Source organism: Pseudomonas fluorescens, from assembly GCF_002022275.1.
Taxonomy (GTDB): Bacteria; Pseudomonadota; Gammaproteobacteria; order Pseudomonadales; family Pseudomonadaceae; genus Aquipseudomonas; species Aquipseudomonas fluorescens_AJ.
The window spans coordinates 1-15,253 of the sequence record NZ_MSDF01000052.1 but is presented as its reverse complement, the minus strand read 5'-3'; the positions used below and the strand labels follow the sequence as shown (position 1 = coordinate 15,253).

General features: G+C 61.8%; 15 protein-coding genes. 10 read left to right on the top strand and 5 right to left on the bottom strand.

Features of this window, described 5'->3' with window-relative positions; genetic code table 11:
• Positions 1 to 203 precede the first annotated feature (203 nt).
• The 5 genes from ehuB to BFW87_RS25185 all read left to right on the top strand — a co-directional run bounded on the left by ehuB (position 204) and on the right by BFW87_RS25185 (position 3,474).
• Positions 204 to 1,076, top strand: a complete 873-nt coding sequence (ehuB, locus tag BFW87_RS25205) for an ectoine/hydroxyectoine ABC transporter substrate-binding protein EhuB (protein WP_078742425.1) — start codon at positions 204 to 206, stop codon at positions 1,074 to 1,076.
• Between the two features lie 23 nt (positions 1,077 to 1,099).
• Positions 1,100 to 1,780, top strand: coding sequence for an ectoine/hydroxyectoine ABC transporter permease subunit EhuC (ehuC, locus tag BFW87_RS25200; RefSeq protein WP_078742424.1), 681 nt, complete (start codon positions 1,100 to 1,102; stop codon positions 1,778 to 1,780).
• Positions 1,777 to 2,427, top strand: coding sequence for an ectoine/hydroxyectoine ABC transporter permease subunit EhuD (ehuD, locus tag BFW87_RS25195; protein ID WP_078742423.1), 651 nt, complete (start codon positions 1,777 to 1,779; stop codon positions 2,425 to 2,427). The genes ehuC and ehuD overlap by 4 nt, the downstream gene beginning before the upstream one ends.
• Positions 2,420 to 3,211, top strand: coding sequence for an amino acid ABC transporter ATP-binding protein (locus BFW87_RS25190; RefSeq protein ID WP_078742422.1), 792 nt, complete (start codon positions 2,420 to 2,422; stop codon positions 3,209 to 3,211). The genes ehuD and BFW87_RS25190 overlap by 8 nt, the downstream gene beginning before the upstream one ends.
• Positions 3,212 to 3,294: 83 nt before the next feature.
• Positions 3,295 to 3,474 carry a hypothetical protein gene (locus tag BFW87_RS25185; protein ID WP_078742421.1) on the top strand — a complete coding sequence of 60 codons (180 nt, stop codon included), beginning with the start codon at positions 3,295 to 3,297 and terminating at the stop codon, positions 3,472 to 3,474.
• A 211-nt stretch (positions 3,475 to 3,685) separates the two neighbouring features.
• Here the strand turns inward: BFW87_RS25185 and BFW87_RS25180 are convergent, their stop codons facing one another.
• The 4 genes from BFW87_RS25180 to BFW87_RS25165 are packed head-to-tail and all read right to left on the bottom strand — an operon-like array spanning position 3,686 to position 8,227.
• Positions 3,686 to 5,272: a GMC family oxidoreductase gene (locus BFW87_RS25180; RefSeq protein WP_078742420.1), complete on the bottom strand. Its 1,587-nt coding sequence runs from the start codon at positions 5,270 to 5,272 to the stop codon at positions 3,686 to 3,688.
• 44 nt (positions 5,273 to 5,316) lie between these two features.
• Positions 5,317 to 6,186: a sugar phosphate isomerase/epimerase family protein gene (locus BFW87_RS25175; RefSeq protein ID WP_078742419.1), complete on the bottom strand. Its 870-nt coding sequence runs from the start codon at positions 6,184 to 6,186 to the stop codon at positions 5,317 to 5,319.
• Between the two features lie 9 nt (positions 6,187 to 6,195).
• The gene (locus BFW87_RS25170; RefSeq protein WP_078742418.1) at positions 6,196 to 7,215 is read right to left on the bottom strand and encodes a glycoside hydrolase family 3 N-terminal domain-containing protein; all 1,020 of its coding nucleotides are present in this window, start codon (positions 7,213 to 7,215) and stop codon (positions 6,196 to 6,198) included.
• Complete coding sequence (locus BFW87_RS25165) at positions 7,202 to 8,227, bottom strand: glycoside hydrolase family 3 N-terminal domain-containing protein (protein ID WP_078742417.1); 1,026 nt, start codon at positions 8,225 to 8,227, stop codon at positions 7,202 to 7,204. The genes BFW87_RS25170 and BFW87_RS25165 overlap by 14 nt, the downstream gene beginning before the upstream one ends.
• 485 nt (positions 8,228 to 8,712) lie before the next feature.
• Between BFW87_RS25165 and BFW87_RS25160 the strand changes: the two genes are divergently transcribed.
• Positions 8,713 to 9,579: a helix-turn-helix transcriptional regulator gene (locus BFW87_RS25160; protein ID WP_078742720.1), complete on the top strand. Its 867-nt coding sequence runs from the start codon at positions 8,713 to 8,715 to the stop codon at positions 9,577 to 9,579.
• Here the strand turns inward: BFW87_RS25160 and BFW87_RS25155 are convergent.
• Positions 9,576 to 10,547: a thiamine pyrophosphate-dependent enzyme gene (locus tag BFW87_RS25155; RefSeq protein WP_078742416.1), complete on the bottom strand. Its 972-nt coding sequence runs from the start codon at positions 10,545 to 10,547 to the stop codon at positions 9,576 to 9,578. The genes BFW87_RS25160 and BFW87_RS25155 overlap by 4 nt on opposite strands.
• Before the next feature lie 454 nt (positions 10,548 to 11,001).
• On the opposite strand from BFW87_RS25155, the gene BFW87_RS25150 reads away from it, so the two are divergent.
• The 4 genes from BFW87_RS25150 (at position 11,002) to BFW87_RS25135 (ending at position 15,075) form a co-directional block, all read left to right on the top strand.
• Complete coding sequence (locus BFW87_RS25150; RefSeq protein WP_078742415.1) at positions 11,002 to 12,162, top strand: ABC transporter substrate-binding protein; 1,161 nt, start codon at positions 11,002 to 11,004, stop codon at positions 12,160 to 12,162.
• 84 nt (positions 12,163 to 12,246) lie between these two features.
• Entirely contained in the window at positions 12,247 to 13,182 is a 936-nt protein-coding gene (locus tag BFW87_RS25145) for an ABC transporter permease (RefSeq protein ID WP_078742414.1), read from the top strand.
• Positions 13,183 to 13,210: 28 nt separating this feature from the next.
• Complete coding sequence (locus BFW87_RS25140; RefSeq protein WP_078742413.1) at positions 13,211 to 14,002, top strand: ABC transporter permease; 792 nt, start codon at positions 13,211 to 13,213, stop codon at positions 14,000 to 14,002.
• 5 nt (positions 14,003 to 14,007) lie between these two features.
• On the top strand, positions 14,008 to 15,075 hold the full coding sequence (locus BFW87_RS25135) for an ABC transporter ATP-binding protein (RefSeq protein WP_078742412.1): 1,068 nt from the start codon (positions 14,008 to 14,010) through the stop codon (positions 15,073 to 15,075).
• The last annotated feature ends 178 nt before the right edge of the window (positions 15,076 to 15,253 follow it).

Sequence of the window (15,253 nt, the reverse complement as noted above, 5' to 3'; positions counted from 1 at the left end):
AACTCCCGCAGTTGCAGGGCTGCCTCGCCCCGCTGCACACCCCCGCGATCTATCGATATTCCCCAAAGATATTTAAATAATATTTCTTATAGCTATAGAGTCATTCTCAAGCTTAGGAAAGCCTCGCGCGCCTGACTCCAGTCGCCGTGACGTCTCGCTGTCACCCGCATGGACCCTCTTCCCATTTCCCCGTCGAGTTCATCATGAAAGGCATCAACCTTCGCTCGCTCTCCGTCACCCTGGGTTCCGCTGCACTGCTCAGCACATTCTTGGCCTCGTCGGCCATGGCCGGCTTGCTTGAAAAAGGCCGCAGCAACGGGCTGGTGGCGGGCATCGCCAATGAACAGCCTTACGCTTACATCGGCACCGACGGCAAGGTCACCGGGGCCAACGTCGAAGTGCTGCAAGCCATCCTGAAGCCCCTGGGCATCACTAAAATTGAAACCCCGATCACCGACTTCGGTTCATTGGTGCCGGGCCTCGCCGCCGGGCGTTTTGACCTGATTGGTGCGGGCCTGTTTATCAACCCCGCCCGCTGCAAAGTGATCGGTTACTCCAACCCCGTGACCCATTCCGGCGGTGCGTTTATTGTCAAAGCGGGCAACCCGTTGAAGCTGCACAGCCTCAAGGACGTCGCCGCGAACCCCAAGGCCCGCCTGGCCACGCAAACCGGCACCAACCAGGTCCAGGAGGCCAAGGACACCGGCATCAGCGCCGCCAACGTGATCCTCTTCGACAAAGACACCGAAGCCCTCGCCGCCCTCGAAGCCAACCGCGTTGACGTGGTGTATTTCCCGGACGCCGAGATCATCAGCCTGGTGAAAAAAGCCAACAGCAGCGACATCGAACGCGCCCTGCCCTTTGAGCAAATTCCTGACGCGCAAGGCAAGCCGACCTGGAATTACCACGCCTATGGCCTGCCGAAAAACGACCCGGAATTCACCCAGGCCTTTAACGAGCAACTGGCCAAACTGCGTGCATCCGGCGAGCTGCTGAAGATCCTGCAGAAATACGGCTACACCGATAATGAACTGCCGGAAGCCGGTGTTACTGCCGCCCAACGCTGCGCGCTCTGAGTTTCCAGGTAGCCGTACCCGCCATGTTTATCGACCCCTCAACGCTGGATACCGCAGCGTTCATCGCGCGCCAGTTGGCCCATGGCGCGCTGACCACGCTGGAGATCACCGTTCTCGCAGAGCTGGCGGTTCTGGTGATGTCGTTCGTCATCGCGCTGATGCGCCTTTCGTCTTCACGCCCCTTGCGCTGGATCGCCACCCTGTACGTCGAAGTACTGCGCGGCATCTCGGCGCTGGTGTTGCTGTTCTACCTGTTTTTCATCTTGCCGCTGTTCGGCATCAGCCTGTCACCGATGACCACCGGCGTGCTGGGCCTGGGCCTGACGTTTTCGGCGTATGGCTCGGAAATCGTGCGCTCGGCACTGGTCAACGTCAGCCGTGGCCAGCGTGACGCGATTCGCGCCCTGGACTTTGCCCCCGTCACCGCCTTTCGCCGCATCCTGCTGCCGCAAGCGCTGCCGTTCATGCTGCCGCCGTTGGGCAACCAGCTGGTTGAGCTGATGAAAACCACCTCGCTGGTGTCGCTGATCACCCTCAGCGACCTGACGTTTGCCGGCGGCCAGCTCGTCACCACGCTGGGCCAACAGACACTGATCTGGAGCATCGTGCTGCTGTGCTATTTCGTCATGGCCTGGCCGTTGAGCTGGCTGGTGAAACGCTATGAGCGCCACGTGACGGGCTGGCGCAGGGACCGAACGGCATGAACTTCGATTACGGGTTCGCCCTGTCGATCCTGCCCGATTTGTTTCGCGGCTTGCTGGTGACGTTCCAGGTGGTGGTGCTGGGCTTTGTGCTTGCCGTGTTGCTGGGTTTGGTGCTGGCCATCGCGCAACGTTCGCACGTCGGCATCGTGCACACGCTGAGCCGTGGCTACCTCAGCTTCTTTCGCAATACGCCGTTGATGGTGCAGTTGTATGTGCTGTTTTTTGCCTTGCCTTTAGTCGGCATCACCCTCCCCGCGATTTCCACCGGGGTGATCGGGCTGGGGTTGTATTACGGTGCTTACATCGCCGAAGCCTATCGCGGCGCCATCGAAGGCGTACCGGCCGGCCAGTGGGAGGCCGCCAAGGCGTTGGACCTCGACACCGCCACCACCTGGCGCCGGATCGTGCTGCCCCAGGCGTTGAAGCCGATGCTGCCGATCCTCGGCAACTACTTGATCGGCATGTTCAAGGAAACCCCGCTGCTGGCCGTGATCACCATCCCGGAACTGTTCCAGGCCGCCAAGCAAATCGCAGGCATGACCTACCGCTACAACGAGCCCTACACCGTCATGGCGCTGATGTTCCTGGCGATCAGCGTGCCCACTTCACTGTTTTTCACCTACCTCGAAAGGCGCCGCCATGACTGATCTCTCCCACACCCACCGCCTGGCGCCGGCGCAGATCCAGCTCAAGCACGTGGTCAAGGATTTTGGCCGCACACGGGTCATCGACCATCTCGACCTGTGCATCCCCCAAGGCCAGAAAGTTGCCTTGATCGGGCCAAGCGGCTCCGGAAAGTCCACCGTGCTGCGCCTGATCAAGGGCCTGGAAAGCTACCAGCACGGCACCATCGAAGTCGCAGGTGCCGCCGTGCCCGACAAGCAACGCCGCTGGCATTGGCCGGGCGCACGCAGAGCGCCGGTGGTGCATCGCGTCGGCATGGTGTTCCAGCAGTTCAACCTGTTCCCGCACCTGAGCGTACGGGAAAACATCACCGAGGCGCCGTACAGGGTCTTGAAGCTCAGCCGCGACGAAGCCAATGCCCGCGCCGACGAGTACCTGAGCCTGGTGGGCTTGAGCCACAAGGCGGACGCCTACCCAGCCCAGCTCTCGGGTGGCCAGCAGCAGCGCGTGGCGATCGCGCGCGCCTTGGCGATGCGCCCGCAAGTGATGCTGTTCGATGAAGTCACATCGGCCCTGGACCCGGAGCTGGTCGGCGAAGTGCTGGCGGTAATTCGCTCGATCGCCCACGAACAGCAAATGACCATGCTGCTGGTGACCCATGAAATGAAGTTCGCCCAGGACATCGCTGACCGCGTGTTATTCATGGAGGCCGGCAAGATCGTCGCCGATGGCACGCCGCAGCAGATTCTGGTGAATCCCGCAGACGAGCGCACCCGGCGTTTCCTCAATCTGGTGGAGCAGCGCTAGAAGGTGGCATGGCGCTTGCTCTAGTGTTGTCAGAGGGCTACTCGCGCCTCGACATGAGCAGAAACGACCCAGAGGTATACGCCATGCACAGTTTGTTCTTTGCCACCGCCCGGGTGATCAACGGCCAGGTACAGCCGCTTGATTCGATTGAAAAACTTCACGGCTCCCGTGGGTTGTCCCTCGAATGGCAAGCGCGGCTGGCCATTGCCCTGTCGGTGTGTGCCCTTGGCGGCTGTGGCGTGCTGTGGTTGCTCGGGGTGTGAGGTAGAACAGGCGACAAGTACCCTGTGGCGAGCGGGCTTGCCCCGCGTTGGGCTGCGAAGCAGCCCCAAAACCAGCGGTCGCAGCGTGACTGACTCACCGCATTCTGCCTTTTTAGGGTCGCTTCGCAACCCAACGCGGGGCAAGCCCGCTCGCCACGGGGACACTGTTCGCCCTTCACGGGTCGGTAGCAACCGAACCAAAACGGTGCAGCTAGCGCGCCTGCCTGATCAGGTCGGCGGCTTTTTCGCCGATCATGATGCACACCGAATTGGGGTTGCCCGAGATCAGCGTCGGCATGACTGACGCATCGGCCACACGCAACCCTTGAATGCCATGCACTTTCAAATCCGGCCCCACCACGGCCAGCTCATCCACGCCCATGCGGCAGGTGCCCGCCGGGTGCAAGGCTGCGTGCGCTTGTTCATGGCAGAACTGTTTCATCGCGTCGCGTGTGCGCACGCTGTCTTGCGGCACGTGGCGCCGCGCGATGTAAGGCGTGAACGCGGCCTGGGCCATGATCGCCTCGCCCACCAGGCAGCCGTCCACCAGGCTTTCGATGTCATAGGGGTCGGAAAAATAATTGGGCACGATGCGCGGCGGCGACATCGGGTCGCTGGAATACAACTCCACGTAGCCCCGCGAGCGAGGCCGGATCTGCCCCAGGTTCAGGGTGCAGCCATTGCCGCCCGGCACTGAATCCACGCCTTCCTCAATGCCTGCGCCCACCACCATGAAGTACTGGATATCCGGGTGCACGGCGTCTTTGTCGCCCCACCAGAATGCCCCGCCTTCAATCAGGTTGGAGGCCGCCGGGCCCTGCCTGAACAGCGCGTATTGCAAGCCGGCCATGAGTTTCCAGAACGGCTTCTTGTACTTGTCGTAGCTGTGCGGGCCGGTCAGTTCATACACCAGCGATATTTCGATATGGTCCTGCAGGTTCTGCCCGACACCCGGCAAGTCCTTGGTCACCTGGATGCCATGCTTTTCCAGCTGCGCCGCGGGGCCGATGCCGGACAGCATCAGCAAGCGCGGCGAGTTGATGGCGCCGGCGCAGAGCACCACCTCTTTCCCGGCGTGCATCACCTGACGCACGCCGTTTTCGAGGTATTCCACGCCCACCGCTTTGTCGCCCTGCAGCAAAATCCGCAGCACCCGGCAGCCCGTCTTGACCGTGAGGTTCGTGCGACGTTTGGCCGGCGCCAGATAAGCCACCGCCGCGCTGCTGCGAAAACCGTTTTTGGCGGTGATCTGGTACAGCCCGCAACCTTGGGGCTGGCCCGAGTTGAAGTCTTCGTTGTACGGCAGGCCGTATTGCTGGCACGCGCGCAGCCAGACCTTGGTCAGCGGGTGAATGTTGATCGGGTCCGACACCCCCAGCGGCCCGCCCACGCCATGGGCGGCATTGCAAAAACGTTCGTTGTCTTCGGCTTTTTTGAAGTACGGCAGCACATCGTTATAGGACCAGCCGGTGGCGCCCTGCTCGGCCCAACCGTCGTAATCCGCCGGTACACCGCGGATGTAGATCATCGCGTTCACCGAGCTGCCGCCGCCCAGCACGCTGGCCTGGACCATGGTCGGTGTTTCGCTGCGATGCTGGTCCTCAGTGGGCTCCCAGGCATAGCGCTTGAGTAACGGCCCTTGGGCGGTTTTGTAGTAGGCGCCGGGGATGTGGATATATGGGCTGCGGTCTCGCGGCCCCTCTTCAAACAGCACCACCGATGCCGACGTGTCTTCACTCAAGCGCGATGCGACCGTGCAGCCCGTAGAGCCGCCTCCGATCACGATGTAATCCACCATGACGACCTCAATTGTTTTGATTGTTCGGGAAGTGGCAGGCCGAATCAGCCCACCAGTCGGCGCAACAGCGTGTGCAGGTCCTTTGCCACGGCGTAGCTGTTTTGCTGCTGCTGTTTCTGGCAGAACAACTCGCAGCTCCACCAGCCCGCATAACCGGTGGCCTTGACCGCCGCCGTCCACGCGCCAAGGTCCAGCACCCCGCTGCCGGTGGGGACGTCGCGCAACACCGCTTCATCCGCAATACCGCCGCTGAAAGGCAGCGAGTCGCACACGTGCACGCCGTAGATCACCTCCTTGTCGAGCCGTGCTACGTCGTCCGGCGTGTTGCCGGAGGTAAAGCAATGCCAGTAATCGATGACCATCTTCACGTTGCTGCGCTCGCTGCGGTCGATCAGTTGCAGTTGGTGCGCGAGGCTGTTCAAGGGCGTCCATGACAAGGCTTCGAGGTAGAGCAGCACGTCGTACTGCGCGGCGAGGTCGGCCAGCGAGGTTAGGTTTTTCGCGGTCAGCCGGTATTGCTCGGTCAAGTCCTGCCCCAACAGGCCGGTGTAATGCGGGCTGTGGCCGCTGCGCTGGAAGTCATGCACCGCCTGCACATTGATCGGCCCGGTGAGCACTTGAACGCCCTTGGCGCCGGCCAGATTAGCCAGTTGAAACAGGCGCTCGGCCTCTTTGAACAGTTCGTCGCGCTCGGCGCCTTGGCGTTCGATGTCGCGCAGGTAACCGATGCCGGGCACCTGCACAGGCTTGAGCAGTGCGCGCAACTCGGCTTCGGTGTAGCCGGCCTGCAGATAGGCTTCGAGTTTGCCGCTGTTGATTTCCAGTGCGTCGAAGCCCACGGCGCTCGCGATGTCGAGGTCCATCGCCAAGGTGGAATGCTTGGCGACGGTGGAATGCAGGGTCAGGGTTGTCATGGGGCGCTCCTAAGGGGCGGTTGAGAGGCGATTTGCCAGGCGAGCAACGGCCAGCGCGGCTGCATCGAGGCGCGATTGGGGCAAGCGTCCGTGGGCTACGGCGCCAACAATCGCATCGGCGATGTGAGGCAGTTGCGGCAGCGCCCGGGCGGAAATCAGCAGCAGGTCGGCACCGGCGTTCAAGGCCTGCACCGCCACCTCGCTGAGCGAGCGTTGGCCGATAACGGAGCGATGGTCCAGGTCGATGGTCATCACCACGCCGCTGAAACCCAGCTCCTCGCGCAGCACGCCGATCAACTCGGGCGAGATCGACGCGGCAACCGGCGGCGTGCAGGCCGTAAAAATCGCCGGCCCCATCATCACCGCGTCGGCCCCGGCGTCGACGCCCGCCTGGAAGGCCGGCCAATACGCGCGCAATTGCGCCAGCGTTGCGTTGACCTGCGCCTCTTCAACCGCCGGTTGGCGCAGCAACACCGGGTGCCCGGGAAAATGCTTGAGCGTGCTGGCCACACCGGCCCGGCGCACGCCACGCACATAGGCACCGACCATCGCAGCGGCCTGCTCGACGTCATCGGACAATGTGCGCCCGCTGAGCCACACGTTCGGGCCGCCGACGACATCTGCCGTGGGTGACAGCAGCAGGTTGACCCCGGCATCACGCACTGCGCAGGCGACGCGAAAGCACGCGTCTTCCAGCTCGGAAACCGCCATTGCCCTGGCCGCATCCGGCTCGGGCAATGCCGGTGCAACGCCCTGCAAACGGTGCACGGCAGAGATGTCCGCATCGGCCGCAAGCAACAACGGCCCGCCCAGCTCAATGGCCGCAGCGGTATAACGCTGCCACTTATCCAGGGTTTCGCAGTGCAGGCGGGCCGGGCTCATCACGCCGCTGACATATTCCTCGGCGGTCTCGCCAAACAGCAGGCTGCGCCCGCCATTGCCGAGGAAGCGGCGCACCTCGTCAGTCATTTCCAGGTCAAGCACCACCGGGAACAGCACGCCGTAAGCCTTGCGCTCATTGCTGCTCATCACGCGCCCCCTGGCTGGCGAGGTGGCGTACCTTGGCGGCGGCGGCCAGCAGCACCTGGCGGTCCAGGGCACCTTCATGCACCGCGTTGACGATCGCCTCGGCAATCGCATCCAGGCCGGATTCGCTGGACACCAGCAGCAAGTGCGCCCCGGCCACCAGCGAGGCGACGGCCGTGTCGGGAATGCTGTTGCCGCGCAGAATCGACACGGCATCCAGGTCATCGGAAATGATCAAACCGTCAAACCCCAGCGTGTCACGCAGCAGCCCGATGACCGCCGGTGAGGTTGAGGCCGATTGCTCCGGGTCGAGTGCCGCAAACACCGCAGGCCCGGGCATCACGGCTTTGACGCCGGTGGCGATGACCTGCCTGAACACGTCGAGGTTGGCGTCCAGCAATTCCAGCGGCCCCGGTACCGTGGCTTCGGCGATTGCCGGGTCGTGCTCGGTCACGTAATGCCCCGGGAAATGCTTGGCGGTGGCAATCACCCCGGCGCGCTGAACCCCACGGATAAAGGCGCAGGACACCCGGCTGACTTCGTGCGGGTCGGCGCCCAGGTGGCGGTTGTGCAACCATGGGTTGGCGCCGGTGACCACATCCACAATCGGCGCCAGGAACAGGTTGACGCCCAGGCTGCGCGCCACGGTGGCCATTTCAAAACAGCGTTTCTCGATCACATCGGCCCCAAGGCCCTCAAGCTCGGCCCGGCTGGCCACGGCAGGCACCAATTGATGCAGGCGTTCGATCCCGCCCAGTTCCTGATCCACCGCTACCAGCACCGGCGCCCCCGCCAATGCGGCCGCTTCACGGGCAATATTGATAAAGCCGGCACTGGTCTCGGCCGCCTTGCGAGCCGGGCTCATGCCCCGGCCAACGTATTCGTCGCGGGTTTCACCGAGCAGGATCGACACACCGCCACGGCTCAGGTAGCGCCGTACGGTGTCGTCCAGCTGCAAATCGGCAAAGGCCGGAAGGAGAACCGAATACGCGGCTCGTTGCAGTTCGCTTGACATGGAATGCCCTCGGTAACGTGATCATCGCGTCTGCCTCGCAAACGCCCTGCCCCGAGTATTCAGCGCGCGCAGGTTTTTCTCCATTTCGCACACCCCTCGATACCTGACGCGGACCGAAGCACTTTTACCCCGGCAAGCGGTGTTACCCGCAAAGGCTGAAGGTGTTACTGACTGCGCTTATGCGTTACCCAAAAGGTGCGCGAAACAATAGACTTGCCCCAAAAAACAGCACGTCGTTATACACGCGCAGTGTCGGAAAACTGCTTACAAACTGACGCAGTTGGCCGGCGCCGAAAGTTCTCGGCAAGTGCGAGCCTTCGGCATGGAAGATGCTTGAGTAATTAGTATAAGAATCAAACAGTTAAACGGTTATAACGGTTATTCCGAAAGTTATCTGATAACTGCTGGATAACTTGAATAACTGGCGCTATAACCGAATCAGTCACGTCGAGAACAGCATGCCCAATCGCGCAGACTCACCCGCCCTGTCGTTAGCCACCGCCACCTCGCACCCCGAACGCCAGCAGCTGCGCAGCGACCTGCAGGCCAATGTGCAAAAGAACCTGAGCACCCTGGTGGAGTCCTGCCGCTCGGTGGCGGATATGTGCCGTAAGGTCGACGTCAATCGCCAGCAATTCAACAAGTACCTGGTGGGCCAGCACGTGCCCTCGCAGAAGATCCTGCAAAAGATCGGGCGCTATTTCATGATGGAGGCCGAAGACCTGTTTCGCCCGCCCGCCGAGTTCAAAAAGTTCTATGAAGGTTATGAAAACGAGTTGCCGACTGACTTGCGCGCCTCGGAACAATTCAATCACTTCCTGCCGCTGGCCAAACAATCGGCCGACCTGCTGGAAGACTATTTGGGCGTGTATTACCGCTATCACAACTCATCGATTTATAAAGGCCGGATACTGCGCTCCGTCACCTGCCTGTACCGCGCCGACTCCATGGTGCAATACGTCACCATAGAGCGTTTTCCATTGCGCGATGGCAGCGGCAAGATCGGTTATTCCTTCACCTACCACGGCTTTTGCCTGCTGCTTGGCGACCGTTTGTTCATGGTGGATTTCGAAGGCAAGCAACGCAACGAGATGACGTTTTCGATCCTGACGCCGCAGCACCGTCGGCCGATCCGCTTTCTCTACGGTTTGGTCACGGGCGTGGCGTCGTCATCCTTCCGCCAACCCTTCTCCACGCGCATGGCCCTGGGCTTGGTGGACAAGGGCAAAATCCGCAAGCACCACCTGCGCAACGCCACGGTGGTGTTGCCCAGCGACCAGTCGATCCCACTGGATGTGCGCGAATACATGACCGGCGAAAACGCCACGATCGTGTGGGGCGGCCAGGACTAAGGCGCGCTCGCCGCTGTCATCACTTCGACCAGGGACGGGCCCGTACTGTTTAGCGCCTTGATAAAGGTCTGATTGAATTGCGAAGCGTGTTCGACCCGCCAGGCCTCCAGGCCGAAATTGCGCGCGATACCGGCAAAGTCCGGGGCATACGGTTTGCCATCCGGCAGGTTGAACTCAGCGCTGGCGCTGAACACCAGAAACACCACCGGAATGCTGTGCATCACGCACACCGCCATTTCTTGCAGCGACTGCAAAAAGTCGGTGCTGCCCACGGCGCACACCACCTGCCGGGCAGGCATGGCGAGCCGCGCGCCAATCGCCGCGGGGACCGCCCACCCCAGGGTCTCGGTGCTCAAGTGGCTGGCCGGGTGATGGCTGGGGAACAGTTCTCCCAGCCGGGCCTGCACACCACCACCGCCCACCACCAGGATTGCATCCGCTTCCAGTGCCGAACGCGACACGCGGGCCTGACGCAACACCGCGACGTTTGTGGCCCCCGGCGACGGCGGTTCGGCGCGCAGGCTGGCGGGTGGCAGGCGCGTGCCAAGCGTAGCGTTCTGCACGGCGACAGCAATGGGCAGGTTGACCGGCCCGCGCTCACTGAGCATCGTCTCGAACGCTTGGCGCAAGGCCTGGGGAAGCCCTTCGATGGTCATACCTTCCGTGTCGTCATGAACGCCGCTGATCACCAGCAACGCCTGCGCCGCCGCGACCGCCCCCACCGCCTTGGAACGCTCCAGCGGCCCCGCAAGCACCACCGCCATGGGCCGCCCGCACGCGCGAAAATAGCCATCGGCCAAGTGGATGCCACTGTGCTCCTGCATGACGTGAATAAACGGCAGGCCCGTTCCCGGCGCCAACAAGGCGTCGAGCAGACCCCGCGCGCCCTCACCCGGCACGCCGGCCACGTAGTCGACACCGTTGGCTTTCAGCGCTTTCACAACAATCTGGCTGCCCGTGAGTTTCATCAATGCACCGCGCCTGGCTCAAGAATCACCGCTGCAGTATTGGCCCGCCGTCGCTTGCGCTCAATTTCGCACCCTGCACAAAAACAGACGCAGGGTGACGCAGCCGCTCTGGCGCCCGCCAGACGGCCGGGGCTGCGCCGTTTAAGTCACTTTGATGCGTCAGTGTGCGTCGCTTTTGCCGGGGCTGCGAAATTGAGTGGCCTGCCCGCCGGGCGAATACTCAAGCCATGAAAACAACAAGCCGAGCCTATCAGCCGCTGGGCGAACCCCCTCAAAGCACGGGCACATAGCCCGTGAATCAGGCCGGTGTCGCCCCGCCAAGGAAGAGTCAATCGGACCAGTGGAGGCTAAGCCCCTCCCCAGCAGCATGGAAACAATGCTGGCCATAACACTGCCGATCTACACGACTGCATTCATAGCGTTTGCACACACTTACCCCAGGCAGGAACTCGAAATGAACGAAGAAAAACAAACGGGTTATGGTTTGACCGGCATTGACCTCAACGCACTGAGCTTGAAACGTCGCTCGTTTCTGCTGGGCGCCGCCGCCTCTGCTGCGGGGCTGTATATCGGCTCGTTTGCGCCGAGCGTGTTCGCGGCCACCGGCGGTCACCTGGAAATCCTCGGTTGGGAGGGCGAGACCGGTGACGCGGAACTGGCCGATTGGCGCAAACAACAGGGCATCACCGTACGGTCCAGCTACGCCAGCAACCAGGACGACATCACCGCACGGCTGGCCGGTTCCGATCCGGTGCAACTGGACCTGACCATGTATGCGCTGGGCTACGAGATCATCTACAAGGAAATGGGCCTGCTCAAGGCCATCGACACCTCGAAAATCCCCAATTATTCACCCGACAACACCCTGCCGCTGTTCTACAAGGGCAGCCGCTGGTACTGGGATGGCAAGCAGTGGGGCGTGCCTTTGCTGTGGGGCATGAACACCATCGTTTACAACCCCAAAAACGTCAAAAAACCCACCCGCTACAGCGACCTGCTCGACCCGAAATACAAGGGCCGCCTTACGTTTGTGGACGACGGCACGTCCAACTGGTCATTGATCGCAATCATTGCCGGCTACGGCGACAAGTACCCCAACCTGACCCGCGCCGAATTCGACGACGCCTTTGAAAAGCTCAAACCCTACCGCGACCAGTGCCGCGTATTTGCTGCGTCGTCCGGCGATGCCGTGTCGTTGCTGGTGTCCGGGGAAGTCGACGTGGTGTTCTCGGCCTCCGCCAACACCCCCAGCGAAACCACCAAACGCGGCGTGACCACCCTGCTTTCAGTGCCCGCCGAAGGCGCGGCGCTGTGGTGCGATGCGCTGTTCATTCCGAAGACGGCGAAGAATGTTCCCCTGGCGCTGGAGTTCATCAACAAGGTGCTGGAGGCCGATACCCAAGCCAAGATGGCGACCACGATGTTCTCCGGCGTAGTCAACCCCAAGGCCATTCCTTTGCTGTCCGAAGAGCTGCGTAACACCTTCGACTACGCCCACCTGGACAGCTTTTTCGAGAAATCCAAACTCTACGGCCAGCCTCCGCTGAACTCCGACCAGTACGTGACCTACGCGCAATGGATCGATCAGTGGGCCAACTTCAAGGGTTCGTTTTAAAGCGCTGCGATGCGGGGCGCGTGAGCACGCGCCTGTTTCACCCATGCGCACGGGTTATCGGATAAAAGCACAGGCAATTTCATCATGACCGTAGTCAACAACAGCGAGCCCATCACCCTGCAAAACGGGGACGAACAGGCCGCAAAACGCACAAAGATCGACAAGAAAACCCTCAGCGCCTACTGGCTGGCCTCGCCGCCGCTGGTGTTTTTGCTGGTGTTCTTTCTGGTGCCCTCGGTGCTGCTGCTGGTGGCCAGTTTCTGGACCGCCAAGACCTTCAGCATGGAACCCGCGGCAAGTCTTGCAAGCTATGCGCGGGCCCTGGGGGCCAGCGGGTTTTATGACTCGCTGTGGATCGCCCTGCAAAACGGCTTCTGGACCGCGCTGCTGTCCACCGTGATCAGCGCCCCGGTGGCGTATTACATCGTGTACCGCACCCGCTCCAACGCCGTGTTGTATCTGGCGCTGGTGTCGTGGTTTTCCAGTTATTTGGTGCGGGTCTACGCCTGGCGCTCGATCCTGGGCACCAACGGCGTGATCAACTCCACCCTGATGCACTTCGGCCTGATCGACCAGCCCATGGAATGGCTGGTGTTCAGCAAGTTTTCCGTGGTGCTGACGCTGGTGCACATCATGCTGCCCTTCACCCTGTTGCTGCTGGTTTCGGGCTTGCGCGACATCAAGCGTGACTACCTGGAAGCCGCCGCCGACCTGGGCGCCGGCGGCGTCACGATTCTGTGGCGGGTGATCATGCCCATGGCGCACAAAAGCATCGTCAGCTCATTCATGTTCACCTTCGTCCTCGCGGCCAGTGACTACGTCACCCCGCAATTGCTCGGCGGCCGCGATGCCATGACCACAGGGCTGGTGATCGCCAACCAGTTCCGCTCGGTCGGCAACTGGCCGCTGGGTGCGGCGATGGCCTATCTGCTGCTGATTGTATTCATGCTGGTCTACGCGCTGCTGCTGGCCGTGTTGCGGGTGGCGAACCTGGCACCCGGCAAGCGTTACCACGACTGAATACCGCCCATCAAAAAGGTCCCTCGTCATGCTCAGGCTATTTACCTACGTTTACATGCTGTTCCTCTACGCGCCGATCGCGATTATCGCGCTGTTCAGCTTTCACTCATCGCCGTCGCTGTCGTTCCCGTTCGAAGGTTTCTCGACGCAATGGTATGCGGCGCTGTTCAACAGCTCGGACTTCATGAGCGCCCTGACCAACAGCGCCATCGTCGCGCTCGGCTCAGCCGTGCTCACCACGTTGCTGGGTACGTTCTCGGCGATGGCGTTGATGCGCATGAAGGGGCGGGTCAAGGCGGTGTTCGCCTTTATGAACTTCGCACCGATTGCCTTGCCCGGCTTGTTTCTCGGTATCGCGCTGGTGATCTTTTTCTCGCTGATCGGCCTGCCGCGCTCGCTGCTGACGGTGATCATCGGCCATACCTTGTTCACCTTTCCGTTTTTCGTCGAATCGGTGCGCTCGCGCCTGGAGTACTTCGACCTGTCCTTCGAAGAGGCCGCGCGCGACCTGGGCGCTTCACCGCTCAAGGCGTTCTGGCTGGTGACCTTGCCGATCATCGGCCCGACCATCGCCGGGGCCGCGATCCTCGCCGTGGCGCTGTCGATGGATGAATTCCTGATCACCGTGTTCGTCACCGGCAGCGACACCACCCTGCCGCTGATGATCCTCTCGATGATGCGCCGCGCCGTCAGCCCCACCATCAACGCCGCCTCGGTGTTCATGCTGGTGGTGACCATCGCCATTATCGCCATTGCCGGCCTGGTCATGACCTTGCGCCGTCTCCGCCTCGAACTTGAACGTGCTGAAACTGCAGAGTAATCACCATGACCAACAGTATTGAACTCACCGGTATCTCCAAGAGCTACGGCAACCTGACCGCCCTGGGCAAGGTCGACCTGACCGTCAAGCGCAATGAAATCCTCACCCTGCTCGGCCCCAGCGGCTGCGGCAAAACCACCCTGATGCGCATCATTGCCGGTTTCGAGGAGCCCACCACCGGCAAAGTGGTGATCGACGGCAAGGACTCCACCGCCCTCGCCCCCGAGCACCGCCCGGTGAACATGGTGTTCCAGAAATACGCACTGTTCCCGCACCTGGACGTGTTCGACAACGTCGCCTTCGGCCTGCGCCTGAAGAAAAAACCCAGGGACGAAATCAAGCGCGAAGTGACCAAAGCCCTGGAACTGGTGCAACTTGAAAGCTTCAAGAACCGCTGGATCTCCGAACTCAGCGGCGGCCAGGCCCAGCGCGTCGCCCTGGCCCGCGCCCTGGTAAACCGCCCGGCCGTGTTATTGCTCGATGAACCGCTGGCGGCCCTGGACCTGAAGATTCGCCACCACATGCTCAACGAGATCAAACGCATCCACGAAGAAACCTCCACCACCTTCGTCTACGTCACCCACGACCAGGACGAGGCGATGATCCTCTCCGACCGGGTGGTACTGCTCAACAAAGGCGGCATCGAACAAATCGGCGGCCCGCAAGAAATGTACTGGTCACCGCGCACCTTGTTTGCGGCGAAGTTCTTTGGCGACACCAACATCGTCAACGGCACCTACGGTCACGAAGGCTACGTAGAGCTGCCATTCGGACGCTACGCCCACAGCGCCAAAACCAACCTCGGCAGCGGCCCGGTCAACGTCTCGATCCGCCCCGAAACCATCGGCCTGGAACCCGCACTCGGCACCCCCCTCGCCGACGGCGCATTTGCCGGCAAAGTCAAAGACACCTCCTTCATCGGCAACCGCGTCATCTACCGCGTCGCCGTCGCGGACGGCACACTTGACCTCAAATGCCAGCAACTGCCTACCCCAGGCAGCCACGCACTGCCGCCGGGGACGGCTGTGGCGCTGACCTGCAAGCCGGAGAGCTTTGTGGTGATGCCAGCCTGAATACATCGAGCGCAACAAAAAAAGCTGGGTCACCATGGTGCCCCAGCTTTTTTAACGCCCAAGTCCAACACCGCACTGAAGCCGTAGCTGTTGCTCTGCTTGTGACCTGGCTCGTGACCTTGATCTTGATCTGAGGCGCCCCGTCAACCACGCTGGCCGAACGCAGGCTTGAATCCGT